Genomic DNA, 25,250 nt, shown 5'->3' on the forward strand with positions numbered 1-25,250 from the left:
GCTCAGTCGATCGGCGTGAACCCCCGCGCCACCTCGGCGAGGATGCGCGCGCCGTAGCCCGTCGCACCCTTCGAGCGCCACGCGTCGTCGCCGTCGGACTGCATGGTGCCGGCGATGTCGAGGTGCGCCCACGGGGTGTCGCCGACGAACTCGGCGAGGAACAGGGCCGCGGTCGTAGCGCCGGCATCCGCCCCGCCGAGGTTGGCGATGTCGGCCACGTCGGAGTCGAGCTGCTTGCGGTACTTCCGCTCGAGCGGGAACTGCCAGGCCGGCTCGTCGACGATGACCGACGCGTCGCGCACGCGGTCGACGAGCGGCTGGCTCGTGCCGAGCAGCACCGACGTGCGAGAGCCCAGCGCGCGCAGCGCGGCGCCGGTGAGCGTGGCGATGTCGACGATCGCGTCGACGCCCTCTTCCGTCGCCAGCACGAGGCCGTCCATCATGACGAGGCGACCCTCGGCGTCGGTGTTCTTCACCTCGACGGTCTTGCCGCCGCGCGCGGTGAGCACGTCGCCGAGCTTGTAGGCCGAGCCCGACGGCATGTTGTCGGTGCACATCAGCCAGCCCGTGACCTTCGCGGTCGCTCCGAGCGCGCGCAGCGCCGTGAACGCGCCGAGCACGGCCGCCGCGCCGCCCATGTCCATCTTCATGAGCAGGTGCATGGGGTCGCTCGGCTTCAAGCTGATGCCGCCCGAGTCGTACATGATGCCCTTGCCGACGAGGCCGAGGTGCCCGGTGGGCTCGCTCTCGGGCTCGTAGCGCAGCACGATCATGCGCGGTTCCTCCGCGCTCCCGGCGTTCACGCCCAGCAGGCCGCCGCAGCCGAGCTCGACGAGCTGCTGCCTGTCGAACACGTCGACGTGGAAGCCGAACCGCCCGCCGAGCATCTCGGCGACGTTCGCCATGTCGGTCGCGGTGAGGTGGCTGGGGGGCGTGTTCGCGAGGTCGCGTGCGACGGCCGTGGCGCGCGCGGCGACGAGTCCGGTGGCGATGCCGGCGGATGCCGCGTCGCGGTCGGCGTCGTCGATGCGCAGCTCCACCCGGGTCAGGCGCGCCTCGCGCGGCTCGCCCTTGAGCGCGTCGTAGCGGTACCGCGCAAGCGTGGCGCCCTCGGCGAGGGCTCGGCCGGCCGATTCGACGTCGATCGAGCCGAGCGGCGGCACGCGGAGGCCGACCGCGGCGGCCTTGGGCACGGCGCGGACGAACGCGGCGGCGGCATCGCGCAGCGCGGCATCCGTCATCTCATCGGCCGGCCCGCCGCCGACGACGATGATCAGGGTGCGCCCGGCCTGCGGGATCAGCAGGGTCTGGCCGGGCTTCGATTCGAAGCCGGCCCGCCCGAGCGCCTCGCGGTCGAGCCCGACGCCCTCGGGCAGGGGCCCGTCGTCGTGGACGAGCACGCCGATCGCGTCGAGCTCGGCGCCGCCGGTGCCGCCGCCGAACTCGTCGACCGCGACGACCTCGACCCCGTCGAACGCGGCGAGCGACGGCACGGGCGAGAAGTCGTCGGGAATGAGCTTGTGCGGGCTGCGGGTCACGGTTGCGCCTCCAGGTGGTCGGGATCGACGACCTCGTCGATCGGGTCGTCGTCGTCGGGCTCGAGCTTCTCGGGAAGCTCGCCTTCACGATAGTTCGGCATGCGCATGGCCGGCACGATCGCGAGCAGCGAGAGCAGGGCCAGTCCGAGCAGTGAGATCTGGAGCGCGCGCAGTCGCGCGTCCTCGTTGATCTCGATCGCCGCGGCCACTTCGGCCTCGCTCGCCGAGGTGCCGCCGAGGACCTGCTCGAGCTGCTCGTTCGTGAGGAAGTCGGCGTCGTCGAAGTTGACCTCGCTGATGAGCTCGTCGCCGATCTCCGGGTTCTCGACCGCGGACGTGGCGAGGGTCGTGGCGAGCACGCCGACGGCGAACGCGGTCGCGACCGCGATGCCGACCGAGCCCGAGAGGTTGTGCACGAGCCCGCGCCAGGCGCCGACGTCGCCCGCGAGCTGCTTCGGCGCGGCCGAGAGCAGCGTGTTGAACACGAGCGCCACGATCGAGCCCTGGCCGAGCCCGAGCAGGATCAGCCCGGCCACGATGAACCACTGGCCCCAGTCGCCGCGGACCGTGAACGCCAGCAGCGTCAGCGCCGCCGCCACGACGACGAACCCGCCCGCGCCGAGCACGCGCGGCGTGAACCGTCCGTAGAGGACGGCGATGAACGTCGACGAGAGGAAGATCGAGAGCGTGTACGGGATGATCGAGAACGATGTCTCGATGCCCGAGAGGCCCTGCACGACCTGCATGTAGAGCGGGATCAGGAAGTTCGCGGCCGTGCCGACGAACAGCATCGTCGCCATGCAGGCGGTGACCGCGCGCTCGGCGCCCGTCGCGAGCACTCTCAGGTCGAAGATGCGCGGTTCGCCCGCGGCGCCGCGTCGCCGGAGCCACAGGAAGAAGCCCTGGCCCACGACGAGGCCGAGCACGATGAGGATCGGTGCGGGCGAGACCCCGAGCACCTCGAACGGCGCCTGCTCGGTCGCGTTCCACACGCCCCACGTGTTGAGCCCCGAGAAGCCGAAGCTGAGGAGGATGATCGCGACCGCCGCGAGCATCGCGCCCGTCCAGTCGATCGTGAGGCCCGGCTGCGCCGGCACGGGCTTGAGCCGGAAGCTCAGGAACAGGTTGACCGCGCCCAAGGCCACCATGAGCCAGAACGACCACCGCCAGCCGATCGTCGTCGCGAACTGCCCGGCGATGAGCAGCGCCAGCACGCCCGCCGCCGGGATCGCCGCGGCGAGCAGCCCGATCGCGCGGGCCTGCTGCGCGCCGTGGTAGTTCGTGGCGATGAACACCGTGAGCGCGGGGGCGATGAGCGCGATCACCGCACCCGAGGAGGCCTGCGCGATGAAGAGCACCGCGGGCGTCGGTGCGAGGGCGACGCCCGCCATGGCCAGCGCGTGGACCGCGACCGCGAGTTGGAACACCCGGCGCGTGCCGTACCTCGCGCCGACCTTCGCGCCGAGCAGGATGAACGCCGCCATCGAGAACGTGCCCGCCGTGATCGCGGTGCCGACCGACGACGCGGCCGTGTCGAGGTCTTCGGTGATCGGCGCCATCGACACCGTCAGCGCGTTGACCGCGAACGACGCCTGGATCTGCGTCAGCACGACGACGATGAGCGGAAGCCACGACGCCGCCGGCGTGGCATCCGTCGCCTGCTGGGTGGAACCGGCCGACTGCGGGCTGGAACTCATGTGGACCCCCGGGAACCGGCCCGGCGCGGGGAGCCGGGCATCGATCCGACAGTAACCCGGCGCGCGGCCGAACGATAGAGCACCGAACGGGGGGCGTGGCGAACGGATGCCGCCGGGCTAACCTGTGCGAATGGACCCCGTGGCGACGACGCTCGTCATCCTGGCGCTCGCGGTCGTGGCGTTCCTGTCGAACCGGATCCCGCTCGGCGTCGTCGCGATCGGGGTGTCCGTGGCGCTGTGGGCGACCGGCGTGCTCGAACTGGGCCCGGCGCTCGCCGGGTTCGGCGACCCGACGGTCATCTTCATCGCCACGCTGTTCGTGGTGAGCGAGGCGCTCGACTCGACCGGCGTCACGGCATGGGCCGGACAGCAGGTCGTCGGTCGCGCCGGCACGGGCCGCACGTCGCTGCTCGTGGTGGTCTGCCTGCTCGTCGCGGCGGTCACGGCGCTCATCAGCGTCAACGGGGCCGTCGCCGCGCTGATCCCGCTGGTGGTCGTCGTCGCGACCCGCGCCGGCATCCCGCCGTCGCAGATGCTGATGCCGCTGGCCTTCGCGGCGCACGCGGGCGCGCTGCTCGCCCTCACCGGCACGCCCGTGAACATCATCGTCAGCGATGCGGCAGCGGATGCCGGGGCCCGGCCGTTCGCGTTCTTCGAGTTCGGCCTCGTCGGCGTGCCCCTCGTCGCGGGCACCGTGCTCATCGTCGCTCTCTTCGGCCGTCGCCTGCTGCCGGACCGGGTCCCGACGACGCTCCCGCAGGACCTCGCGACGCGCACGCGCGTGCTGCGCGAGCAGTATGCCGTCCCGGACGGCACCGAGCTCATCGGCGTGAGCCGCGGGGTGGCGGAGGTCGTCGTCGCGCCCCGGTCCGAGCTCATCGGACTCCACCTGTTCCCGGGCATGACGACGCCGAGCGGCGACCTCGTGGTGCTCGCCGTGCAACGCGGCGGGGACCCGCTGCACGGTCCTGAGCACACGCTGCGGGCGGGCGACACGATCCTCGTCTCGGGGCCGTGGGAACAGCTCGAGCGCAACACCGGCGGTCCCGATGTGCTCGTCGTTGATCGCCCCGCCGACGTGCGGCGCGCGGTGCCGCTCGGCGCGGGCGCGAAGCGGGCGATCGTCGTGCTCGTCGCGATGGTGCTCCTGCTCGCGACGGGCATCGTGCCGCCGGCGATCGCGGGCCTGCTCGCGGCATCCGCCCTGGTGCTCTCGCGCGTGCTCACGCCGAAGCAGGCGTACCGCAGCGTCTCCTGGACGACCGTGCTGCTCGTCGGCGGGATGATCCCGCTCTCGACCGCGTTCGTGACGACCGGGACCGCCGACCTCATCGCGACGGCGCTGCTCGACGTCGTGGGCGACGCGTCGCCGTACACGGCGCTGCTCGCGATCTGCGTGCTCACGATGGTGCTCGGCCAGCTCATCTCGAACACCGCGACCGTGCTCATCGTCGCGCCGATCGCCGTGGTCGTCGCCGGGGACCTGGGCGTGTCGGTGCTGCCGTTCATGATGGCGTTGTCGGTGTCGGGCGCCGCGTCGTTCCTGACGCCGGTGGCGACGCCGGCCAACACAATGGTGCTCGAACCGGGCGGATACCGGTTCGGCGACTACTGGAAGTCGGGACTCCCGCTCCTGCTGCTGTTCCTGGTGGTCGCGGTGCTGTACGTTCCGCTGGTGTGGCCGTTCCGACCGTGATCGGCACCGAGCGGATGAGGAGAGGGTCGGGTCGATGACGACAGGACCGGAGACGGGCGGACGCAGCGGCGCATCGCGGGCCGCGAGATCCGCCGACATCGCGCTCGCCGAGGAGCGCGGGCTCACGGCGTCCATGTGGCTGGCGATCGTGATGTCGGTCGCGGCCATCGCGCTCGGCGTCTGGGCGAGTTCGCGCGTGCTCGTGCTCGTCGCCGCCGTCGGCGTCATCGGCATCGGGATGTCGTGGCTCGCCTTGCGCGCCTCGCGCGCAGCCGACCTCGGGCCGACCGAACGGTACCCGTACGGCCGCGACGGCCTCACGCCGATCATCGTCGCCCTGCAGGGCCTCGCGGTCGCCGCGACGATCGTCTTCGCCGCGACCGATGCGGTCATCGTGATCCTGGAGGGCGGCGAGCGGGTGGCCGCCCTGACCGTCGCGCTGTACGCGCTCGTCGCGGCCGCGGCATCCGTCGCCCTGGCGCTCTGGTTGCGCCGCACCGGCGCCGGCAGCGACCTCATCGCCGCCGAGGCGAGGCAGTGGAACGCGGCCGCCGTGCGCCGGTTCGTCATCGCCGCGGGGGCCGCGCTCGCCGTCGTGCTGTCCCTCGCCGGCATCGACTGGCCTCTCGACTACATCGACCCGGTGCTCGTGCTCGTCGCATGCGCGCTCATCGCGCCGGCTCCGGTCCGGATGCTGCGCCGCGGGCTCAGCGAACTGCTCGAAGGCCAGCCCGACGGGCACACCCTCCTGGCCATCGAGCGCGCGGTCGACGGCGTGACCGCCCGCTTCGACCTGCCCGGAGCGGAGGTGCGCTCGACGAAACTCGGCGCGAAGCTCTACGTCGACGTCGTGTACCTGCTGGCCGATGCGACCGCCACGATCGGCCAGGAGGACGAGGTGCGCCGGGCGATCATCGCGGCGCTCTCCCCGCTGCCCTTCGACGTCTGGGCGACCGTCGAGCTCACGGCCGACCCGGCGCTGGCGGACTAGCCGCGATTAGACTCGCCGGTGACCCACGAGGCGACAGGCGGGTGAGGTGGAGATCTTCGAGGGCTGGCCCCTTCCGGCCGCGATCGGCGTGCTCTTCGTGATCGTCCTGCTGCGCGCGGGCGGCACCTATGCGCTCGGCCGTGGATCGCGGGCGGGTGTGAAGCGGCTGATGGAGCGCCGGGGCCGGATGGCGCCGCAGCTCGCGCGGGCCGAGACCGTGATCGAGCGCTTCGGTGCACCGGTCGTGGCACTGTCGTTCCTCACGGTCGGCTTCCAGACGGCGGTCAACCTCGCCGCGGGCGTGCTCCGGATGCCGCTGATCAGGTACCTGCCCGCGCTCGTCGTCGGCGGGGCGATGTGGGCCACGCTGTACGGCGTGCTCGGCCTCGCGACGGTGAACGCGATCATCCAGGCCGCGCAACGCGACCCGGTGGCGGCGATCCTCAGCGCGCTCGCGGTCGCCGGGCTCCTCGTGCTCATCGAGTTCGCCACCCGCCGGGCTCGCGCGTTCGCCGCGGTGCAGGCGGGTGCCGCCGGGCCCCGACTTCCGGAGGACGCGGGTCAGACCGAGTAGCCGCCGTCCGGGGCGGGCACGGCCGCTGCCGCGGCCTCGCCTCGCTCGGCGATCGCGTCGATGAAGCGGATGAAGACCGAGATCCAGCCGAAGATGGTCGCGAACGCGAGCAGTTCGAACGCGGTGAGGCTGTAGTAGCCGACCGGCTCGAACAGCAGCGCGCCGCCGAGCAGCAGGGCCGCGGCGCCGGTGCAGAACCAGAAGAACCTCGACGGCATGCCTCTGAGCGTCCATGGCGCCGAGAGCAGCATTCCCAGGAAGGTCAGCGACATCCCGATCGCCGAGAGGTTGTGCAGCCAGAAGCTCACGTCGAGCGGGAAGATCCCCACGCACGCGAGCAGCACGCCCATCACGACGAACACGGTCGAGACGAACCGCGGCGCCCACGCGTGCGCGAGCACCCCCTGCCGCACGAGCGTCGTGAGGTCGCGGTGCACGTAGAGGGCGAAGGTCGTGACGAAGGCGCCGCCGATGATCACCGCGAGGTTGAAGAGCCTGCTCGAGATGTCGTCGGCGGTCCCGAGCTGGCTGAAGTGGTACTCCCACCACGCCGGGTCCTGGGCCGTGGCCATGCTCGCGAGGACCGATGAGCCCATGAAGACGACCAGGAGCGTGGCGAGGCGGTTCGTCGTGATGGCCGACACCGACAACGAGATCCAGTAGGCGGCGAGCCCGGCGGACGCCGCGGTCGCCGCGGCCGACGTGAAGGCGTCGACGATGATGCCCTCGAAGGAGCGCTGCAGGACCACGAACGTGGTCACGGTGAGGATGCCGGCGATGATCGCGTGCACGGCCGCGACCGTCGCGACGTCGAGCGCGGTCTTCCACGGGCGGAGCCGGCGGCGCCACTCCTGGCCCGGGAGGTCGCGCGACCGCCGGTACCCGACGGCGCCGATCACGATGCCCGTGATGACGACGCTGATCGCCGCGACCGCGCCGACGGACCACTTGCCCCAGAGCGGCCAGACGAGCCCGCGGAAGAACACCCAGCCGACGAGTCCGCTGGTCGTCGCGGCGATGACGCTGCCGACGAGCGCCTCGGTCTCGACCGCGAGTCGACGACGGGCGGATGCCACGTCCGTCGTCGGCGGCCGCCGGAGGGCGCGTCGCGGCGCCTCCAGGCCTGCGCCCTCCACGGGCGCCGTCGATGTTGCCATGACGTCAGGGTAGGGCGGCCACGACGGCCCGGACCGGACCAAGGTCCCCACGCGGGTTCCGAAGCCCTGTGCGCCCGGGGGACGATCAGGGGGCGGGCTCGGGAGACGCGGTACGACCTCGGCGCGCAGTCTCCTGGGACGGCGCGGGCTCGGTCGTCGCCGCCGCATACGACGTGTCGCCCGCGGTGCCGTAGGCCAGGGCGAGCGACTCGACGTCGCCGCCGGTGCCGCGCACCTGCAACTCGGCACTCCCGCTCGAATCGAGCACGCCCGTGTAGAGCACGTCTCCGCCGCTCGCGACGGTGAAGGGCTCGTTCGGCTCGCCGGTCACGGTGAGCGTGCGCCATCCATTCGCGCCGGGACGGCCGAGCTCGGCGTCGAGCGGCGCCCGATCGTCGCCGGCCGCGGGCGGTCGCGGAGCGTCGATCGACTGCGGGCCGTCGCTCGAGCTGGGCGAGCTGCCGGGCCGCGGTGCCGCATCGCCGGAGGAGGCGTCACCCGTGCCGTCGACGCTGCCGCCCTCGTCACCCGGCGCAGGCGCGGGCTCGCGGTCGGCGCCATCGGATTCGGGGTCGGCGTCCGGCGAGGCGTCGGGTGCGGCGGTCGGCGGGTTCGTCTCGGCGTCATCGGGCAGGTCGGTGGCCATGACCTCGGGTGGGAGCAGGTGCGGTGCCGCCTCGGCGACGTCGGACGTCGCCCCCGGGTCGGCGAGGAGGGCCGACGGGTCGTCCGCGCCGCCGTTCCAGGCGGCCAGCGAGGTCACGAACGCGGTCGCGGCGGCGATGCCGGCGAGTGCCGCGCCTGCCGTGACGACGCGTCGGCGCGGCGCACTCCTGATCGCGACGGCCAGCGTCGCGGCCAGTGCGACCAGCCCGCTCGAGGGCTGCGGGACGGCGGGGTCGGCCGCTGCTGCATCGGCCGCCGCGGCCTCGGCAACGGCCGCAGCCGTCTCGGAGACGGATGGCACGGGCTCCGTCGCGGCCGCGGAGGCGCCCTTCCGCAGCGACTCGAGGAAGGCGATGCCCCCGCCTGCGCCGAGCAGCAGCAGGGGCATGGTCGCCATGGCGCGCCCCGAGACCGACTCGGGCGGAGCGGCGAGGGCGCGGCATCCGTCGCACTCGTCGAGGTGGGCGCGGGTCCGGCGGCCCTGCTGCGGGACGGCGGCTGCAGTGCGGCACGGCGCGTCCTCCGGGAGGGCGGCCAGGCGCAGCGACGACCATTCGGTGCGGAGTGCCGAGCGGGCGTCGGCGAGCATCGACTGGACCGCCTCGGCCGTGAGGCCGAGCTCGGCCGCGACCTCGGCCGTCGGGAGCCCATCGACCTCGGCGAGCCAGAGCGCCTCCTGCCAGCGCGTCGGGAGGGACGTGTACGAGGCCGCCAGTGCGGTGCCGTCGCCGATGGCGTCGGGCAGGATGTCGCGGTAGGTCTCGACCGGCGCACGTTCGAGCGCCGGAGCCGGGCCCGCGGCGGGGTCGCGATCCGTTGCGCCGTTCGCGGACGGGTCGGCGGCGCCCTCGGCGTCGGCGACCGCACGCCGGACCAGCGCGAGCAGGTGCGGCCGGACGGCGCCGGACGGCCCGCGGCCGTCGCGGAGCTCGGCGATGAGCAGCTCGGCCGTGCGCACGACGACCGGCTCGGCGTCGGGTCGGCCGCTGGCCGCGCGGGCCGCGGTCCACGCCACGGAGAGGTGGCGCTGCCAGAGGAGGGTGATCGCGAAGGAGTCCCCGGTACGTGCGGCCTCGACGAGCTCGGCGTCGCTCGCGTTCTCGATCACCGGGGGTGGGTCGAGGAGTGACGGTGCGCGGTCGGCCGCGTCGTCCACATCCACTCCTCTCCACCCGCCGGGGCACGGGTGGCGTGTCGCTGCCCGTCCGGGGGATGCGCCGGGTCGCGGCGCGATTCGGGGTTGCTCGCCGTCGAGGCCCGGTTCGGCGTATGAGGGCGGCGCCTCGGGGCAGGCGTTGCGCTCCTCCGCTGCACGTCGTGTGCGGCTTCGACGGATGCGCCCGAGTCTACGACCACTCACCGGTCGCCCCGCAAGACCCCGTTCGCTCCGCCGGGGTCGCGGGGCGCGCCGGTCAGCTGCCGAGCTGCGGCGAGACGACGCCGGTGCGCAGCAGCGCCCCCTCGTGCCGCACCGTGGCCGCGGCGATGGTCATCGCCTCCCGGAGCGCCGCGGACCAGCCCTCCACCGAGGTCGGCACGCCGTCCTGCGCGATGCGGTGGACGACCGACGACAGGGTCGCGTCGCCCGCGCCCATGGTGTCCACGACCGCCCCCGGGAGGGCGACGATATCGGCCTGCACCTCGAGGTCGCCGTGGTGGATCGACGCGCCGTTCCGTCCGGCGGTCGCGAGCACGGCCGGACCCCGGGCGGGCGTCGCGGCATCCGCTGCACCGGCACCGGACCGCAGGCGGCGCACGAACTCGGCCAGCGGTGCGCCGAGCAGCAGCTCGGCGTCTTCGTCGCCGACCTTGACGAGCAGCGATCGTGCGGCGACGCGCTCGAAGTTCGCGAGGAAGCGATCGCGGTCGTGCAGCATGCCGGACCGGGGATTGCCGTCGACGATCAGCCGGCGCTCGGGATCGTCGATCGCGTCGAGCAGCAGGCCGACCTGCTCGTCGTCGTCGAACGGGTAGCAGCTCACCACGACGAGATCGGCGCCGGCGAGGGCGGCGCGCGTGTCGTCGTCGAAGCGCAGGCAGCGGTTCTGCGCGGCCTCGTTGAACTCGTAGCGGGGTTCGCCGTCGGTGCGGATCGACACCGCTCGCGACGAGCCGTGCTCCGACGGGCTGGCGACGAGCCGCACGTCGTAGTCGTCGAGGAACGCGCGGATGCGCCCGGCCGGCTCGTCGTCGCCGACCATGGCGAGGAGGGTGGCGTCGTCGCCGAGCAGGGCGAGTCCGACGGCGACGTTGAGCGCCGCGCCGCCGACGAACTCACGCGAACCCTCGGGGTCGCGCAGCTCGTCGATGAGGGCGTCGCCGACGACGGTGATGCGTTTCCCGGAGTCGCTGCGCTGCGTCATCCGCTCGACCTTCCTGTCGTGGCCCCGCACGGGCGGCTCGCCGCGTGCCCGACCAGCGTGCCACGAGGGTGCGCGCCCGTCCATGGCGAACGCGTGCACGGAACGCTGTACGGTGTGTCGAGTCGCCCCGCAGGAAGGCCCCATGAGACCCGGACCCAGACGCAGCCTCACCCACCCCGAGATCCTCGACGCCGCGTTCGAACTCCTCGAGACCAAGGGCTTCGACGCCGTCTCGGTGCGCGGCGTGGCCGGCGCCCTCGGCCTCACGCCGACGGCCATGTACACCTACTACCCGAACAAGCAGGCCCTGCTCGCGGGCATGGTCGAGCAGGTGCTCGGCCGCCTGCACGCCGGAGAGACCGATGCGACGACGGATGCCTCCGGCGCGCCCGTCGACGCGGCCGCCGCCGATCCGCGCACCCGAGTGCGCGCGCTCGCCCGAGACCTGCGCGCACTGCTCGTCGAGCACCCCGGCGCGGTCGGACTCCTGCTCGCCACGCCCCTCGATGGCCCGAACGCCACCCGGATGGACGAGCAGCTGCTCGACGCCTTCACCGGGGCGGGGCTCGACCTCGTCGGCGCGGGCCGCGCTGCGCACGCGGTGCGCGTGCACGTGCTCGGCGCGGTCGCGTTCGACGCCGCCGACGCGGCGCGCGCCGAGGCGGACCTCGAGCCCGGTGCCCGCACGATCACGTCGGTCGGCCGCGTCGCGGCATCCGACACGCTCTGGGACGACCTCGAGTCGTTCCCGCTCAGCGAGCGCAGCCGCAGGCTCGACGACGACCCCGCCGAACGGTTCGCGTGGGGGCTGGACCGGCTGCTCGACGGGCTGCTCGGGGGATGACCCGAATCTCGCGATGCGGCCTTCGGTCGCTTCTCGACCCGCAGGGACGGGCTGCTCCTCGACCCGCGGACGCGACGAGGCGCCGACCCCCGAGGGGGCCGGCGCCTCGCCGGTGTCAGGATCCGATCAGCCCGCGGTCGGCGGGGTGATGGCGATCAGGGCGGCCCGGTTGCCGTCCAGCGCCTTCTTGACCTCGACGACCGTGCCGTAGCCCACGCCCGAGTCGGCGGGGTTGCCGGTGCCGAACACGGTCCAGCCCAGGTCGTAGCCGAACAGCGCCTCGACCGGGTTGCCGTCCGGGTCGACGATCCGGGTCGTGTACGGCTGGTTGTCCACCGAGGGCACGACGGCCGAGCCGTCGATGTGCCGCCAGAAGAGGCCGCCGTCGCGGTACTCGATGCCCGGCGTCCAGCCCTGGTCGTCGGTGAAGGTGCTCACCGCGGGAAGGGCCGGGATGTCGGTGCAGTACTCGGTGAACTCCGCGTCGACGATGCACTCGGTGAAGGGGTACGTGTCCTGCAGGCCGAAGGCCGCGTTCGACGACTGAGCGCGCGAGGGCAGGTTCTTCAGCGTCGACGGGTCGTTCGCCGCCGCCTCGCCGGTGCGGCGCAGCGGGTCGAAGTGACTGTCGACGATCAGCAGGCCGCCCTTGGCGCCCGCGCTCGGCATCGCGGTGGAGCTCGACGTGACGTGGTTCGTGTTGCCGTAGGTCGTGTCGCGGTACCAGACCAGCGCGCCGGGCGCGTTGTACTTGATCTTGTCGACCTTCCACGCGTCGGTGCTGTACACGGTGTCGTACGCGTACTTCAGGCCCTCGTCGAACCCGTCGAAGTTGCGCCACTCCACGAGGTAGTAGTGCGCCTTCGACGACGTGCCCGAGTCGGTGCGCCATCCGGGGCCGGTCGTGTCGACGAACGTCGAGACCGCGGGGGTCCAGCCGTTGTCGCCCGACTCGACGTCGTCGGACCAGACCGTCTCGGTGCCGCTCGTCAGCGTGAAGTCGTCCGCGAACCAGCCGCGGTCGAGGTAGGCGGCATCCGTCGTCTGGCGCAGGCGCAGGTCGACCGTCTGGCCGGAGTACGCGCCGAGGTCGACGTAGTGGTGCTGCCAGCCGTGCGAGTCGCCGGTCAGGCCGTACTGCTTGCCGCCGAAGGTGGCCATGTTGCCGTTGGGGTCGGCGTAGCCGTCGGGCGTGGTGACCTCGGCACCGGCCTCGTCGTAGACCTTGAGCTCGGTCCACGAGTCGCCGCCGTCGGTCGAGACCTCGACGAAGCCGTAGTCCCAGTCGAGTTCGATGACGTAGTCGTTCCACATCCAGAACTTCGCGTCGGCGGGAACCTCGAGGCTGCGCGTCAGCGTGATGTCGGCCCAGTCCTGGTCGGCGCCCGTGTACCAGGCGTTGTCGCCGCTGTGGGGCGTCGTGAGCGTCACGACCTTGTCGGGCAGGTTGATCTTGACGCCGTCCTCGGTGCCCTTGAGGGGCCGCGAGTTCTGGCCGACCTTGACGGTGAGCTCGTCATCGCCCGGGTTCACCTGCTTCGGGTTCGCCCAGCCGAGGACCCACTTGTCCCAGAGGCCCATGTGCGTGGGCATCGACTGGAAGATCGGGCCGGAGTGCGAGCCCGACGACATGAGGTCCCAGAAGTCGACGTCGGAGTTGCCGGCGCCCGACGTGTCGTACAGGTCGGGTAGGCCGAGGTCGTGGCCGTACTCGTGTGCGAACACGCCCACGCCCGAGTCCTCGGGCTGCACGATGTAGTTCGACAGCTTGAGGTCGGTGCCGGGGATGTCGGCGCCGCCGGCGACCGCCGACGAGTGCGCCCAGAGGGCGTAGGTGCCCTCGGCGCCGCCGCCGCCGGACTTGTCCTCGCCGGCGTGCACGAGCACCACGTGGTCGATCACGCCGTCGGGCTCGAAGAAGTTGCCGTCGCCGTCGCGGTCGCCCTGGTCCTCGATGTCGTAGTCGGCGAAGGGGAAGTCGGGCTGCTGCGAGGCGAGCGCGTCGACGGCGTCGATCGCGAGCTGGCCCGCGCCGAGCGGGTTGTCGGGGTGACCCTGCATGTCCTGGATCGCGCCGGCCTCGTAGACGCCCTCCTCGTTGAGGTGGCAGACGCTCGCGCCGTAGTACGCCTCCGAGTGCGGCACCATGACCCACTCGGTGGTCTTGCCGGTCACCGTGTAGGCGCCGCGCGACATCTCCTCGTACATGTTCTTCATCGTGTAGCCGGAGATGTCGAAGCCGGGCTGGCCGTCGGGGCCGGTGAGGTCCGTCCGCACGCGATCCGTGATGCCCTCGTCGCTGAACAGCATCGCGTCGAAGTGCTCGGGGGAGAAGTCCGGGACCCACATCGTGTTGTTGTCGGGCATCGACGCGCCGGCGGGGTCCGGGATGTTGTTGTGCAGCGGGCCGTTCTGGACGCTGCCCGGCTTGCAGTCGCTCGCGCCGAACGCGGTCGGCACCTGCACGCCCGTGAAATCGTCGTTCGCCTGGTCGTTGAACTCGACGAGGATGGTGAGGAGCTTCGCCTCCTGCGTCGACTTCGAGCCCTTGAAGCGGTCCTTCAGCTCCTTCGGGCTCTTGCCGGTCTCGATCGACTTCGCCTCGAGCTTGGCGAGGCCGCGCGCGGCGACCGGGTTGCCCGACGCGAACTTCTCGTCGACCGCCGTCGCCTTGGCGATGGCCGCCTTCTGCGCCTCGACGCCCTTGACGACCTCGACGTCGGTCCCGAACGCGTCTTCGACGTGCGGTTCGGCGTAGTTGATGTAGTACTCCGAGGCGTCGATCGACGTCTCGCCTCCCTGCGGTGCCGCCGTCGCCATCCCGCCCGCGCCCGTGGCCGCGAGTCCGGATGCGACGAGGGCGAGCGCCGGCAGGGCTGCCGCGGCGCGCTTCCGCGCGCGCGAGCTGGTTCCAGCCATGGTTCTCCCTCCGAGTGCACGCGGCGGTGGCCGCGGACACGATCGTCGTCCGCCGGTAGGCGGACGTAGGGGGAATCCTGCCCCCCGTCCGGGGGCGCTGTGAAGTCCCCCGGAGGGAAGCGAGCCGAATCGTTGCTATCGAGGCATCCTCACGGAATCGGGAGATGACTCGACCCTCGTGCGACGAACGGCAACGGGTGCCGCAGCATCTGCGGAATCAGCCGAGGAGGAGCCCGCGCAGCTGGTCGGCGGAATGGACCACGGCCAGGGCGTCGCCGGCCTCCTCGGGTGAACCGTAGCCCCACTCGACGAGGACCGTCGGCACGCCGTGCGCGCCCGCGCCGAGGATGTCGTAGCCGCGGTCGCCCACCATGACGGCATCCGTCGTGTCGATGCCGCGCGCCTGCAGCCGGCGCAGCGCCTCGGCGACCACGTCGGCCTTGGTGCTGCGGGTCTCATCGTCGCTCGCGCCGGCGATCTCGTCGAAGTACTTCGCCAGCCCGTTGTGCTCGAGCACGTCGCGCGCCATCGACTCGGGCTTGCTCGTCGCGATCGCGATCGGGATGCCCGCGGCCTGCACGCGCTGCAGCACGCCCTCCACGCCGGGGAAGACGGGGGAGCGGAGCAGGTGCTCGTCGTAGTGGTCGCGGTAGACGTTCAACGCCTCCCACGCCTCGACGTCCGTGAAGCCGGCGGTCATCTGCAGGCTGTCGAGCAGCGGCGGTCCGACGTAGGAACGAAGCGTGTCTGCGTCGGGCACCGGGACGCCCATCTCGGTGAACATGTGCGCGAGCGAGTCCATGATCTCGCTCGCCGAGTCGACGATCGTGCCGTCGAGGTCGAACAGCACGGCGGACCATACGCGCGGGGGAGCGCTCGTGGTCGTGGGCGTGGAAATCGGGGAAGTCACCGCGCCATCCTAGGGCGCGAAGTTTCGAGGAACACTCAGGAAACGTCCGGCCGCGTGTGCCGATCCCGCGATTCCGCGCCGTCGAAGGGGGTCAGAACAGCCGCGCGTGGCCGCTGTCGACTCCGCGCATGGCGTCGTAGTCGAGCACGACGCAGCGGATGCCGCGGTCCTCCGCCAGGGTGCGGGCCTGCGGCTTGATCTCCTGGGCGGCGAACACGCCCGACACGGGCGCGAGGCGCGGGTCGCGGTTCATCAGCTCGAGGTACCGGGTGAGCTGCTCGACGCCGTCGATGTCGCCGCGGCGCTTCAGCTCGACCGCGACCGAGCGGCCCGCGGCATCCGTCGCCAGGATGTCGACCGGGCCGATCGCGGTCATGTACTCGCGGCGCACCAGCCGGTAGCCGTCGCCGAGCACCTGGATCTGCTCGGCGAGCAATTGCTGGAGGTGCGACTCGACGCCGTCCTTCTGCAGCCCCGGGTCGACGCCCAGGTCGTGCACGGTCTCGTGCAGCACCTCGTGGATCGACACGATCAGGCGGTCGGCGGTCTTGCGGTGCGTGACGGTCCACACCTCGGCGACGCCCGCGGCGCGCTGGTCGTCGTCGGGCTCGGCGGTGTCGAGCGAGCACGGCGGGCTCATCCAGTTGAGAGGCTTGTAGCTGCCGCCGTCGGAGTGCACGAGCAGGCTGCCGTCGCCCTTCACCATGAGCAGGCGGGTGGCGAGCGGGAGGTGCGCCGACAGCCGGCCGGCGTAGTCGACGGAGCAGCGGGCGATGACGAGGCGCACCCTGCGAGTCTACGGTGGAGGTCGGACGTGATCGGGTGCGCGGCGCCGGGCGGGGTCCGGAGGAGGACCGATGGGCCGCTTGATCTACTCCACGCTCGCGTCGCTCGACGGGTACATCGCCGACCGCGACGGCGCGTTCGACTGGGCGGTGCCGGGCGACGACCTGCACGAGGCCGTCAACGAGGCGTTGCACGGCGTCGGCACGTTCCTGCTCGGACGACGGATGTACGAGGTCATGCGGGCGTGGGACACGTTCGACCTCGACGGACAGCCCCCGACCATCACCGGGTTCGCCCGGATCTGGCGCGCCGCCGACAAGGTCGTGTACTCGCGCACGCTGCCGGGCGTCGACGCCCCGCGGACACGGCTCGAACGACACTTCGACGTCGACGAGGCCAGGCGCTTCGTGGCGTCCGCCGGCCGCGACGTGGCGATCGGCGGTCCCGACCTCGCCGGTCCCGCATTCCGGGCCGGGGTCGTCGACGAGGTGCTCGTCCACGTCTTCCCGGTGCTCATCGGCGGCGGAACCGCGGCGTTCCCCGAAGTGCGGCTCGACCTCGACCTCGTCGAGGAGCGGAGTTTCGAGCGCGGCGTGGTGCGACTCGCGTACCGGCGCGCCGGCGCCTGAGCCGGCGGCCCGCTCGGCGCCGGGTCAGCCCTGCGGCGGGCCGTCGTGCGGGCGCGCCTCGTGGTGGCGCAGACCGTGCGTGCGGTTGCGCTCCTTCATCTCAGACTCGTAGACGTGGCGGCGGCCCGCGATGAGCTCGTCGCGCGCGGCGCGCTCCGACGCCTTCACGGTCGCGTAGTAGCCGTCGTCGTACTCCTCGACGATCTGGAACGTCCAGCGCCCCTCGAGCACGTTGCGCCCGATCACGTGCCGGTCGATGTCGTCGGCGAGCTCGCCGTGGCCGGCCTCGCGGAGCAGCTCGACCGCCTCGCCGATCTTCATGTCGGCCATGCCCGTGAGCCGGTGCCAGCGGTAGAGCGACCCGCGTGCGTCCTCGATCACCTCGAGTGCCTCGGAGTACTTGCCGAGCGCCTCCACCGTGGCATCCGTCACGCCCTCGGGTCGCGTGTGCTCGGGCAGCGGCTGGTCGTCGGCGTCGGTCGGTGGCGTCTGGTCGCGTTCGCTCATGACGGCATCATGCCGAGCGGATGCCGCAACCGGTAGGCCTTGCGGCCCGCGGAGCCCGGTCAGCGGCGAGGGCGCGTTCGCTCTCGCGCGGCCGGCGCGGCGAGCCCCGCGACGACCATCAGCCCGAGCAGCAGCAGCAGCCCGTTGAGGATGCCGAACTGCTCGCCGAGGAAGCCGATGAGCGGCGGGCCGACGAGGAACGCGCAGTAGCCGATCATCGCGACCGCGGAGACGCGGGCCGCGGCATCCGCTCGGTCGGGTACGTCTGCGGCGGCCGACATGCCGACGGGGAATGCGAGCGAGCAGCCGATGCCCCAGAGGAGGGTGCCGATGACGAGCACCCACGGGTCGGAGCCGAAGATGAACAGGGCGAGCCCGACCACGCCGATCGCGGCCATCGACTGCAGCATCGCGACACGTCCGAAGCGGTCGATGAAGGGACCGCCCGCCACGCGCGCGCCGGTGATCGCGACGGTGAAGACGGTGAAGATCACCGCGGCCGTGGTCTCGTCGAACCCGTGTCCGTCGACGACCGCGAGCGCGAGCCAGTCGTTCGCGCTGCCCTCGGCGAACGCCATCCCGAGCAGGACCACGCCGACGAGGAGCAGGCGGACGTCGGTCCAGACGGACAGGCTCCGCTTCAGGCGCACGGACCAGGGGTCGCGGGGCGCGGCGGGGTCCGCGACGTCGCCGAGCTCCTCGCGGACGGGCACGAACCGCACGGCGACGATCACGCCGACGGCGACGAGCGCGGCGATGACGCCCAGGTGCACTGCCACGATGAGTCCGAGAGCGGAGGCCGCGGCCGCGAGCGCGGCGCCGGCGACCGTGCCGAAGCTGAAGAACGCGTGCATGAGCGGCATGACCGTCTTGTCGAGCTCGCGCTCGGCCTCGGCTCCCTCGACGTTCATCATTACGTCGACCGCACCGTTTCCGAAGCCGAACAGGACGAGCCCGATCGCGACGAGCGGCACGCTCGGCAGCACCGATCCGCCGATGCCGACGAGCGCGAGGCCGACCGCCACCGTGATGAGCACGCCGGACATGCCGAGGCGCGCGCCGAACCGCGCCATGAGCGGAGGCGCCGCGATGAGGCCGACGATCGAGCCGATCGACCCGGCGAGGATCACGAGCCCGACGCCCTGGGTGCTCAGCCCGACGTCGTCGCGGATCGCGGGCAGGCGGGCGACCCAGCTCGCGAGGCTGAGGCCCGAGAGGAAGAAGATCGCGAAGATCGCGTTGCGCCAGGCGACGAGCTCGCGCCGCGGGCGGGCGGGTGCCGCGGCGGCGGTCGAGCCGTCGCCCGCGCCCGGCGGTTGGTCGGTTCCGTGCTCGGTCATCGTCTCTGCGGGGTCTCGGTGCTGCGACATTACTGCCTCGTGGTCGGACGGGCATCGGGCCCGTGATGCGGTGAACGCGTCGAATCGATTCGAGTCGAATCGATTCGACCACGATATCGGGGCTCGATCCGCCGAGCAACCGGTGGGCCGCGCCGGGCGGTCCTCGTTCGGTCGGGGCGCAGATCGCGCGCTCGTCAAGTCCGCGAAAAGGAGGCCTGGCGGGGCCCCGCCGCGCGTGTGATGATCGCCCCAATCGAGGACGGCGGCAACGTGCATCGCTGCCGTCCTCGTCCACTCCCCGGCGAGTGCGCCCCGCGTCATCCGCTCTCGCCCTGCGGCTACGATGGGGCGGGTCACCTCGACGATGCGCCGTGACCCTCGGCGCACGAAGCCGGCGCCGGCCCACCCCGCGGGCGCCCGTACGCAGAAGGCACCGCCGATGAAGGCCCTCTACAAGTCCGCGCCCGGCGCAGGATTCGAGTTCGTCGACCGCCCCGAGCCGGAGCCCGGGCCCGCAGACGTGAAGATCCGCGTGCTCCGCACGGGCATCTGCGGCACCGACCTGCACATCGATCAGTGGGACGACTGGTGCTCCTCCGAGATCCGCACCCCCCTGATCGCCGGCCATGAGTTCTACGGCGAGGTCGTCGAGGTGGGCGAGCTCGTGCACGACGTGGCCGTCGGCGACCGCGTCTCCGGCGAGGGGCACATCGTGTGCGGCATGTGCCGCAACTGCCGTGCCGGCCGTCGCCAGATGTGCATCCGCACCAAGGGCATCGGCCTGCACCGCGACGGCGCCTTCGCCGAGTACGTCGTGATCCCCGGCGAGAACGTGTGGGTGCACCACGCGGATGTCACGCCCGAGGTCGGCGCGATCTTCGACCCGTTCGGCAATGCCGTGCACACCGCACTCGCGTTCTCGGTCGTCGGCGAGGACGTGCTCGTCACCGGCTGCGGCCCGATCGGGCTCATGTCGATCGCCGTCGCCCGCCACGTCGGCGCGCGGTTCATCGTCGCGTCCGACGTCAGTCCGGCCCGCCTCGAGCTGGCGATGAAGATGGGGGCGGATGCCACGGTCGACGTGTCGCACGAGCGCATCCGCGACCTGCAGCCGCGCCTCGGCATGCGCGAGGGCTTCGACGTCGGCTTCGAGATGTCGGGCTCGGCGAAGGCGCTGCCCGAGATGATCGACAACATGAACCACGGCGGCCGCATCGCGCTGCTCGGCCTGCCCAGCGAGCCCTTCGCCGTCGACTGGGGCAAGGTCGTGACGCACATGCTGACGCTCAAGGGCATCTACGGCCGCGAGATGTTCGAGACGTGGAACTCGATGAGCGCGATGCTGCAGACGAGTGCCGAGCTGCGCGAGCGCGTGGCATCGATCATCAGCGACCGGTACCCGGCCCGCGACTGGCGGGCGGCGTTCGACGCGGCGGCGTCGGGCGGCGAGGGCAAGGTCATCCTCGACTGGACGGAGGTCTGAGCATGTACGGATCGGTGAAGGCGCAGCTGCGCGCCGAGCTCGACGAGATCGAGGCCGCGGGCCTCACCAAGCGCGAGCGCGGCATCCACGGCCCGCAGTCGGCCGAGATCGAGGTCGCCGGGCGGTCCGAGCTCAACTTCTGCGCGAACAACTACCTGGGGCTCGCGAACGACCCGCGGATCGTGGCCGCCGCGCACCGGGGCCTCGACGAGTGGGGCTACGGCATGGCGAGCGTGCGGTTCATCTGCGGCACGCAGGAGCTGCACCTCGAGCTCGAGCGGCGCGTCTCCGAGTTCCTCGGCTACGACGACACGATCCTGTTCTCGTCGTGCTTCGACGCGAACGGCGGGGTCTTCGAGGTGCTGTTCGGCCCGGACGACGCGATCATCTCCGACGAGCTCAACCACGCGTCGATCATCGACGGCATCCGGCTGTCGAAGGCGCAGCGGTTCCGGTACCGGAACCGCGACATGGGCGACCTCGAGGCGCAGCTGCAGGCGGCATCCGCTGCCCGACGCCGCGTCATCGTGACCGACGGCGTGTTCTCGATGGACGGCTACATCGCTCCCCTGCGGGAGATCTGCGACCTGGCCGAGCAGTACGACGCGCTGGTGTTCGTCGACGACTCGCACGCCGTCGGCTTCGTCGGTTCGCACGGGCGGGGCACGCCCGAGCTGTGCGGTGTCGAGGGTCGCGTCGACATCACGACGGGCACGTTCGGCAAGGCGCTCGGCGGGGCTTCGGGCGGCTACGTCGCCGCCAGGCAGGAGATCGTCGACCTGCTCCGCCAGCGCGCGCGGCCCTACCTGTTCTCGAACACGCTCGCGCCGATGATCGTCGCCGGCACGCTCGAGGCGCTTCGCCTCGTCGGCGAGTCGGGCGAGCTGCGGCAGCGGCTGGTCGCGAACTCGGCGCTCTTCCGTGAGCTGATGACGGATGCCGGCTTCGACCTGCTGCCCGGCGAGCACCCCATCGTCCCGGTGATGTTCGGCGACGCGGCGCTGACCGCGCGCATGGCGGCGGCGCTCAACGAGCGCGGCGTCTACGTCACGGCGTTCTCGTACCCGGTCGTGCCGAAGGGGCGCGCGCGCATCCGCGTGCAGCTGTCGGCGGCCCACACCGAGCACGAGATCCGTCGCTGCGTGGCGGCCTTCGCCGAGGCCCGCGACGCGGTGCTCGCCGGCGCGTCCGCCTGACCAGCGCCGTCGCATCCGCTCGCCGTCTCGTGTCGTCTCTCCGCAGGCACGGACGGGGGCGGCGCGCTCGAATCGATTCGACCGTAGAATCGTAGGCGTGACCCCCGAATCCGCCACGACCGGCGCCGTCCCGCGTCCGACGCTCGCCGACGTCGCCGCACGCGCCGGCGTGTCCGCGTCGACGGCCTCGCTCGCGTTCAGCGGCTCGGGCCCCGTGTCGGATGCCACGAAGGAGCGCGTGCTCGCCGCGGCATCCGAGCTCGGCTACGCCGGTCCCGACCCCCGCGCGCGCTCGCTTCGGCGCGGTCGCTCGGGCATCGTCGGCGTCGTCCTCGAGGAGCGGGTCCGCGCAGCGTTCCTCGACCCCGTGAAGATCCAGACGCTCGACGGACTCGCAGAGGGCATCGCGCCGCTCGGCGCCGGCCTGCTGCTCCTCACCGACTCCGGCGACCCCGCGGCGCCCGTGAGCCTCGACACCGCGCCGCTCGACGCGGTCGTGCTCATCGGGTGCAGCCCGAAGTTCTGGAAGCAGATGGAGACGCTGCAGCGGCGCGGCATCCCGATGGTCGCCATCGAGGGCGCGCCGGGCGGCGGCATCCCCGAGATCACGATCGACAACCGCGAGGCCACCCGGCTCGGCGCCGAGCACCTGCGAGAGCTCGGCCACACCGAGGTCGCGACCGTCACACTGCCCTTCGAGCCGACGCGTGCGCGCGGCCCGCTCACGCCCGAGATCGAGGCCGCGGCCACGGTCGACACATCCGTCGCGCGACTGCGCGGCGCGCGCGACGTCTACCCCGGCGTGCGCGTGCAGGTCGCCGGCGCGAGCTCGATCGAGGAGGGCCTCGAGTCGGGCCGGGCCCTGCTGGCGGATGCCGCGACCCGCCCCACCGCGGTGATCGCGCAGTCCGACCTGCTCGCCGCCGGCGTCATCCAGGCCGCCGAGGAGCTCGGCCTCGACGTGCCCCGCGACCTCAGCGTGGTCGGCTTCGACGGCATCCGCGTCGACGGCCTCCAGCACGACCTCACGACGCTCGTGCAGCCCTCGGTCGCGAAGGGACGCGCGGCCGGTGAGGCGATCGTGCACATGCTCTCCGGCGCGGACGCCGCGGGCACCGCCTTCACGAGCACCCTGCACATCGGCGACACCACCGCGCCGCCGCGCGCCTAGGCCACGCCGGCTGCGACGCGGCCGCGCTCACTCGGGGGCGAGATCGCCCGAGCCCGAGATGCTGCTGCGGATCTGCGGCCGGCCCGAGTACCGCACGTCGCCGCTGCCCGAGATGGTGACGTCGAGTTCGTCGCTCGCGTTCACGGAGACGTTGCCCGAGCCCGAGACGACGATCTGGGCGGTCGAGGCGTCGAGGTCGCCCACGTCGATGTCGCCGGAGCCGCTGACCTCGGCCACGACCGAGTCGGTGCGTCCGGTCAGCTCGATGTTCCCGGACCCGCTGATCCCCGCGCGCACGGAGGAGGCGTCGAGGCCGTCCGCCTCGATCTCGCCAGAGCCGCTGATCTCGACCGATACGTCGTCGGCGTCCCCGAAGTCGGCGGTCACGTCGCCGGAGCCGTTGATGACGACGCGCTCGAGGGACGTCACCGTCACGTCGATCCGAAGGCCTCGCTCGCCGACGATGATCGGCCCACGGCGGATCTCGATGACGAGGCGGCCGTCGTCGACCTCGGTGACGAGCCGTTCGAGCAGGTTCTCGCCGCCGGTCACCGTCAGGGCGGGTTCGTCGCCGAGGCGGATGTCGACATCGCCGCCGGTACGCAGGAACACCGCCGACGCGTCCTCGATGTCCCGATCCTCGGTGCGGGTCTCGCCCGCCGTGACGAACGGCGCGCACGCGGTGAGCGTGGCGAGCAGAATCGCGCCGACCGCCGCGACGGCGAGTCGACGCACGGATGCGCGATGCATGGCTTCGGCCCCTCTCGGCCCCCGTCCTGCCGGGGGCACCTCGCCGAGGCTACTCCGACGGAACCCCCGCCCGTGGGCCGTTGGTCACTCGCCCGCGAGTCGCGCGACGGTCGCGGTCAGCCCGGCGCCCCCGTCACCATCCACGCCTGCCCGCGCGCGCGCAGCGACAGCGTGACGGCGCGCGCCGCGAGGTACGCGAGGACGAAGGCGCCCGTCACGAAGGCGAGGGCGACGGATGCCGCGACCGGCGCATCCGCGACGGCGCCCGCCCCCGCGGCATCCGCCCCGCCGGCCGCCCACCAGACGACGGCGAAGGCGATGGGCGCGTAGACCGCGAGGTTCACGAGGCCCGTCCAGGCGAGGTAGCGGGCGTCGCCGGCGCCGATGAGCACGCCGTCGAGCACGAACACCACGCCGGCGAGCGGCGTGGAGACGCCGAGCACGACGAGTGAGAGCGGCAGCAGCTCGCGGACGTCGGTCGACGAGGTGAAGAGCACGGGCAGCGCCCAGGCCCCGGCCACCACGAGCGCGCCGAGCACGACACCGGCCCCGACGCCCCACTCGAGGCAGCGACGAAGCACCGCGCGCACCTGCGCGACGTCGCCCGCGCCGAGGCCCTTGCCGACGAGCGCCTGCGCCGCGATGGCGAGCGCGTCGAGGGCGAAGGCGAGCGTCGCGTAGAGGGTCATCGTGACCTGGAACGCCGCGAGTTCGTCGGAGCCGAGCGAGGTCGCGGACCAGGTCGCGACGAGCAGGGCCGCCCGCAGGCTGACCGTGCGCAGGAACAGCCAGCCGCCCGACGCCGCTCCGCGCAGCACACCCGCGTGATGCGGCCACGGGTTCGCGCCGACGCGCCGGGCGTGCCGGGCCACGACGACGAGGTACACCGCGACCATGGCCCACTGGGCGATCACGGTGCCGATCGCGGACCCCGCGATGCCGAGCCCGAACCCGTAGATGAAGAGCGCGTTGAGCGCGATGTTCGCCCCGAACCCGAGCCCCGCGACGTACAGGGGGGTGCGCGTGTCCTGCAGGCCTCGCAGCAGGCCGGTCGCGGCGAACACGACGAGCATGGCGGGCAGCCCGATCATCGAGATCGAGAGGTAGACGACCGCCTGGCCGGTCACCTCGGCCGACGCGCCGAACACCCCCGCGAGCCACGGCGCGGCGGCCCATCCGCCGAGCGCGAGCAGGGTGCCGAGGCCGAGCGCGAGCCACAGTCCGTCGATGCCGGATGCCACGGCGCCGCGCTCGTCGCCCGAGCCGAGCCGCCGCGCGACCGACGGCGTCGTCGCGTACGCGAGGAACACCATGAGCCCGACGATGGTCTGCAGGATGGCGCTCGCGAGCCCGAGCCCGGCGAGCGGCGTCGCGCCGAGGTGGCCGACCATCGCCGTGTCGGCGAGCAGGAACAGCGGTTCGGCGACGAGTGCGCCGAGCGCGGGCACGGCGAGGCGCAGGATGTCGCGGTCGACGGCGCGGCGGATCCCGAATTCAGGAGGCGACGGCGTCGGCGCGCCGGTCACGACCGCATTCCGGTGTGATCGCCGCGCCCGGCGGGCGCGCGCTCCTGAATTCTGCACGAATCGACGTGGTTCAGCGCGACTCGACGATCTCCTTGCCGAGCGGCGCGAGCGACACCGGGATCAGCTTGAAGTTCGCGATGCCGAGCGGGATGCCGATGATCGTGATGCACATGATCACGCCCGTGATCAGGTGCTCGAGGGCGAGCCACCAGCCGGCGAGGATGACCCAGATCACGTTGCCGAGGAACGACCACGTGCCCGAGCGCGGGTTCGAGACCACCTCGCGGCCGAAGGGCCACACCGCGTAGTTGCCGATGCGGAACGACGCGAGCCCCCACGGGATGGTGACGATGAGGATGCACATGAGCACCCCGGCCAGCATGTACCCGATCCAGAGCCAGACGCCCGCGAGCACGAACCAGATGACGTTGAGGAGTGTGTTCATGATGGCTCGATCATCCCACCGCGGGGAGGCGCACGGGAGGGGGTGGACGGACGCCGTGGCAT

The 25,250-nt window shown here is 72.4% G+C and carries 21 protein-coding genes; 8 read left to right on the forward strand and 13 right to left on the reverse strand.

Annotated elements, in window-relative coordinates:
* Positions 1-2 precede the first annotated feature (2 nt).
* Both ACULK4_RS00445 and ACULK4_RS00450 read right to left on the reverse strand, forming a co-directional pair.
* Complete coding sequence (locus ACULK4_RS00445) at positions 3-1,538, reverse strand: leucyl aminopeptidase (protein WP_445963954.1); 1,536 nt, start codon at positions 1,536-1,538, stop codon at positions 3-5.
* Positions 1,535-3,235, reverse strand: a complete 1,701-nt coding sequence (locus ACULK4_RS00450) for an MFS transporter (RefSeq protein ID WP_445963955.1) — start codon at positions 3,233-3,235, stop codon at positions 1,535-1,537. Before ACULK4_RS00450 ends, ACULK4_RS00445 begins: the two co-directional genes overlap by 4 nt.
* Before the next feature lie 130 nt (positions 3,236-3,365).
* On the opposite strand from ACULK4_RS00450, the gene ACULK4_RS00455 reads away from it, so the two are divergent.
* Genes ACULK4_RS00455 through ACULK4_RS00465 form a run of 3 tightly spaced genes read left to right on the forward strand, consistent with a single transcriptional unit; the run spans position 3,366 to position 6,496 of the window.
* The gene (locus tag ACULK4_RS00455) at positions 3,366-4,931 is read left to right on the forward strand and encodes an SLC13 family permease (RefSeq protein ID WP_445963956.1); all 1,566 of its coding nucleotides are present in this window, start codon (positions 3,366-3,368) and stop codon (positions 4,929-4,931) included.
* A gap of 34 nt (positions 4,932-4,965) precedes the next feature.
* Complete coding sequence (locus ACULK4_RS00460) at positions 4,966-5,922, forward strand: cation efflux transmembrane domain-containing protein (RefSeq protein WP_445963957.1); 957 nt, start codon at positions 4,966-4,968, stop codon at positions 5,920-5,922.
* Positions 5,923-5,968: 46 nt separating this feature from the next.
* Complete coding sequence (locus tag ACULK4_RS00465; protein ID WP_445963958.1) at positions 5,969-6,496, forward strand: DedA family protein; 528 nt, start codon at positions 5,969-5,971, stop codon at positions 6,494-6,496.
* Here the strand turns inward: ACULK4_RS00465 and ACULK4_RS00470 are convergent.
* The 3 genes from ACULK4_RS00470 to ACULK4_RS00480 form a co-directional block, all read right to left on the reverse strand.
* On the reverse strand, positions 6,484-7,653 hold the full coding sequence (locus ACULK4_RS00470) for a hypothetical protein (protein WP_445963959.1): 1,170 nt from the start codon (positions 7,651-7,653) through the stop codon (positions 6,484-6,486). The genes ACULK4_RS00465 and ACULK4_RS00470 overlap by 13 nt on opposite strands.
* 85 nt (positions 7,654-7,738) lie before the next feature.
* Entirely contained in the window at positions 7,739-9,475 is a 1,737-nt protein-coding gene (locus tag ACULK4_RS00475; protein WP_445963960.1) for an RNA polymerase sigma factor, read from the reverse strand.
* A gap of 256 nt (positions 9,476-9,731) precedes the next feature.
* Positions 9,732-10,682, reverse strand: a complete 951-nt coding sequence (locus tag ACULK4_RS00480) for a carbohydrate kinase family protein (RefSeq protein ID WP_445963961.1) — start codon at positions 10,680-10,682, stop codon at positions 9,732-9,734.
* Between the two features lie 142 nt (positions 10,683-10,824).
* Between ACULK4_RS00480 and ACULK4_RS00485 the strand changes: the two genes are divergently transcribed.
* The gene (locus ACULK4_RS00485) at positions 10,825-11,526 is read left to right on the forward strand and encodes a TetR/AcrR family transcriptional regulator (protein WP_445963962.1); all 702 of its coding nucleotides are present in this window, start codon (positions 10,825-10,827) and stop codon (positions 11,524-11,526) included.
* A gap of 126 nt (positions 11,527-11,652) precedes the next feature.
* Here the strand turns inward: ACULK4_RS00485 and ACULK4_RS00490 are convergent, their stop codons facing one another.
* The 3 genes from ACULK4_RS00490 to nucS form a co-directional block, all read right to left on the reverse strand.
* The gene (locus ACULK4_RS00490; protein ID WP_445963963.1) at positions 11,653-14,445 is read right to left on the reverse strand and encodes an immune inhibitor A domain-containing protein; all 2,793 of its coding nucleotides are present in this window, start codon (positions 14,443-14,445) and stop codon (positions 11,653-11,655) included.
* A 217-nt stretch (positions 14,446-14,662) separates the two neighbouring features.
* Entirely contained in the window at positions 14,663-15,355 is a 693-nt protein-coding gene (locus ACULK4_RS00495; protein WP_445963964.1) for an HAD hydrolase-like protein, read from the reverse strand.
* Positions 15,356-15,446: 91 nt separating this feature from the next.
* A complete protein-coding gene (nucS, locus tag ACULK4_RS00500) occupies positions 15,447-16,142 on the reverse strand; it encodes an endonuclease NucS (RefSeq protein WP_445963965.1) in 696 nt (231 codons plus the stop codon).
* A gap of 70 nt (positions 16,143-16,212) precedes the next feature.
* Between nucS and ACULK4_RS00505 the strand changes: the two genes are divergently transcribed.
* Positions 16,213-16,770 (forward strand): dihydrofolate reductase family protein, encoded by a 558-nt coding sequence (locus tag ACULK4_RS00505; protein ID WP_445963966.1) that lies wholly within the window; start codon positions 16,213-16,215, stop codon positions 16,768-16,770.
* Between the two features lie 24 nt (positions 16,771-16,794).
* On the opposite strand, the gene ACULK4_RS00510 is transcribed toward ACULK4_RS00505, so the two are convergent.
* Both ACULK4_RS00510 and ACULK4_RS00515 read right to left on the reverse strand, forming a co-directional pair.
* On the reverse strand, positions 16,795-17,277 hold the full coding sequence (locus ACULK4_RS00510) for a hypothetical protein (RefSeq protein ID WP_445963967.1): 483 nt from the start codon (positions 17,275-17,277) through the stop codon (positions 16,795-16,797).
* Positions 17,278-17,336: 59 nt separating this feature from the next.
* A complete protein-coding gene (locus tag ACULK4_RS00515; RefSeq protein WP_445963968.1) occupies positions 17,337-18,647 on the reverse strand; it encodes an MFS transporter in 1,311 nt (436 codons plus the stop codon).
* Positions 18,648-19,056: 409 nt separating this feature from the next.
* Here ACULK4_RS00515 and tdh point away from each other — a divergent pair, with 409 nt between their 5' ends.
* The 3 genes from tdh (at position 19,057) to ACULK4_RS00530 (ending at position 22,467) form a co-directional block, all read left to right on the forward strand.
* Positions 19,057-20,100: an L-threonine 3-dehydrogenase gene (gene tdh, locus ACULK4_RS00520; protein ID WP_445963969.1), complete on the forward strand. Its 1,044-nt coding sequence runs from the start codon at positions 19,057-19,059 to the stop codon at positions 20,098-20,100.
* Between the two features lie 2 nt (positions 20,101-20,102).
* Positions 20,103-21,296, forward strand: a complete 1,194-nt coding sequence (locus ACULK4_RS00525) for a glycine C-acetyltransferase (RefSeq protein WP_445963970.1) — start codon at positions 20,103-20,105, stop codon at positions 21,294-21,296.
* A gap of 97 nt (positions 21,297-21,393) precedes the next feature.
* Entirely contained in the window at positions 21,394-22,467 is a 1,074-nt protein-coding gene (locus ACULK4_RS00530; RefSeq protein ID WP_445963971.1) for a LacI family DNA-binding transcriptional regulator, read from the forward strand.
* A gap of 27 nt (positions 22,468-22,494) precedes the next feature.
* On the opposite strand, the gene ACULK4_RS00535 is transcribed toward ACULK4_RS00530, so the two are convergent.
* The 3 genes from ACULK4_RS00535 to ACULK4_RS00545 all read right to left on the reverse strand — a co-directional run bounded on the left by ACULK4_RS00535 (position 22,495) and on the right by ACULK4_RS00545 (position 25,188).
* Positions 22,495-23,217: a head GIN domain-containing protein gene (locus tag ACULK4_RS00535; RefSeq protein WP_445963972.1), complete on the reverse strand. Its 723-nt coding sequence runs from the start codon at positions 23,215-23,217 to the stop codon at positions 22,495-22,497.
* A gap of 116 nt (positions 23,218-23,333) precedes the next feature.
* Positions 23,334-24,743, reverse strand: a complete 1,410-nt coding sequence (locus ACULK4_RS00540; RefSeq protein WP_445963973.1) for an MATE family efflux transporter — start codon at positions 24,741-24,743, stop codon at positions 23,334-23,336.
* A gap of 70 nt (positions 24,744-24,813) precedes the next feature.
* Positions 24,814-25,188, reverse strand: a complete 375-nt coding sequence (locus ACULK4_RS00545; RefSeq protein ID WP_445963974.1) for a YccF domain-containing protein — start codon at positions 25,186-25,188, stop codon at positions 24,814-24,816.
* Positions 25,189-25,250: the final 62 nt, after the last annotated feature.

The organism is Agromyces selenitireducens (assembly GCF_052748465.2).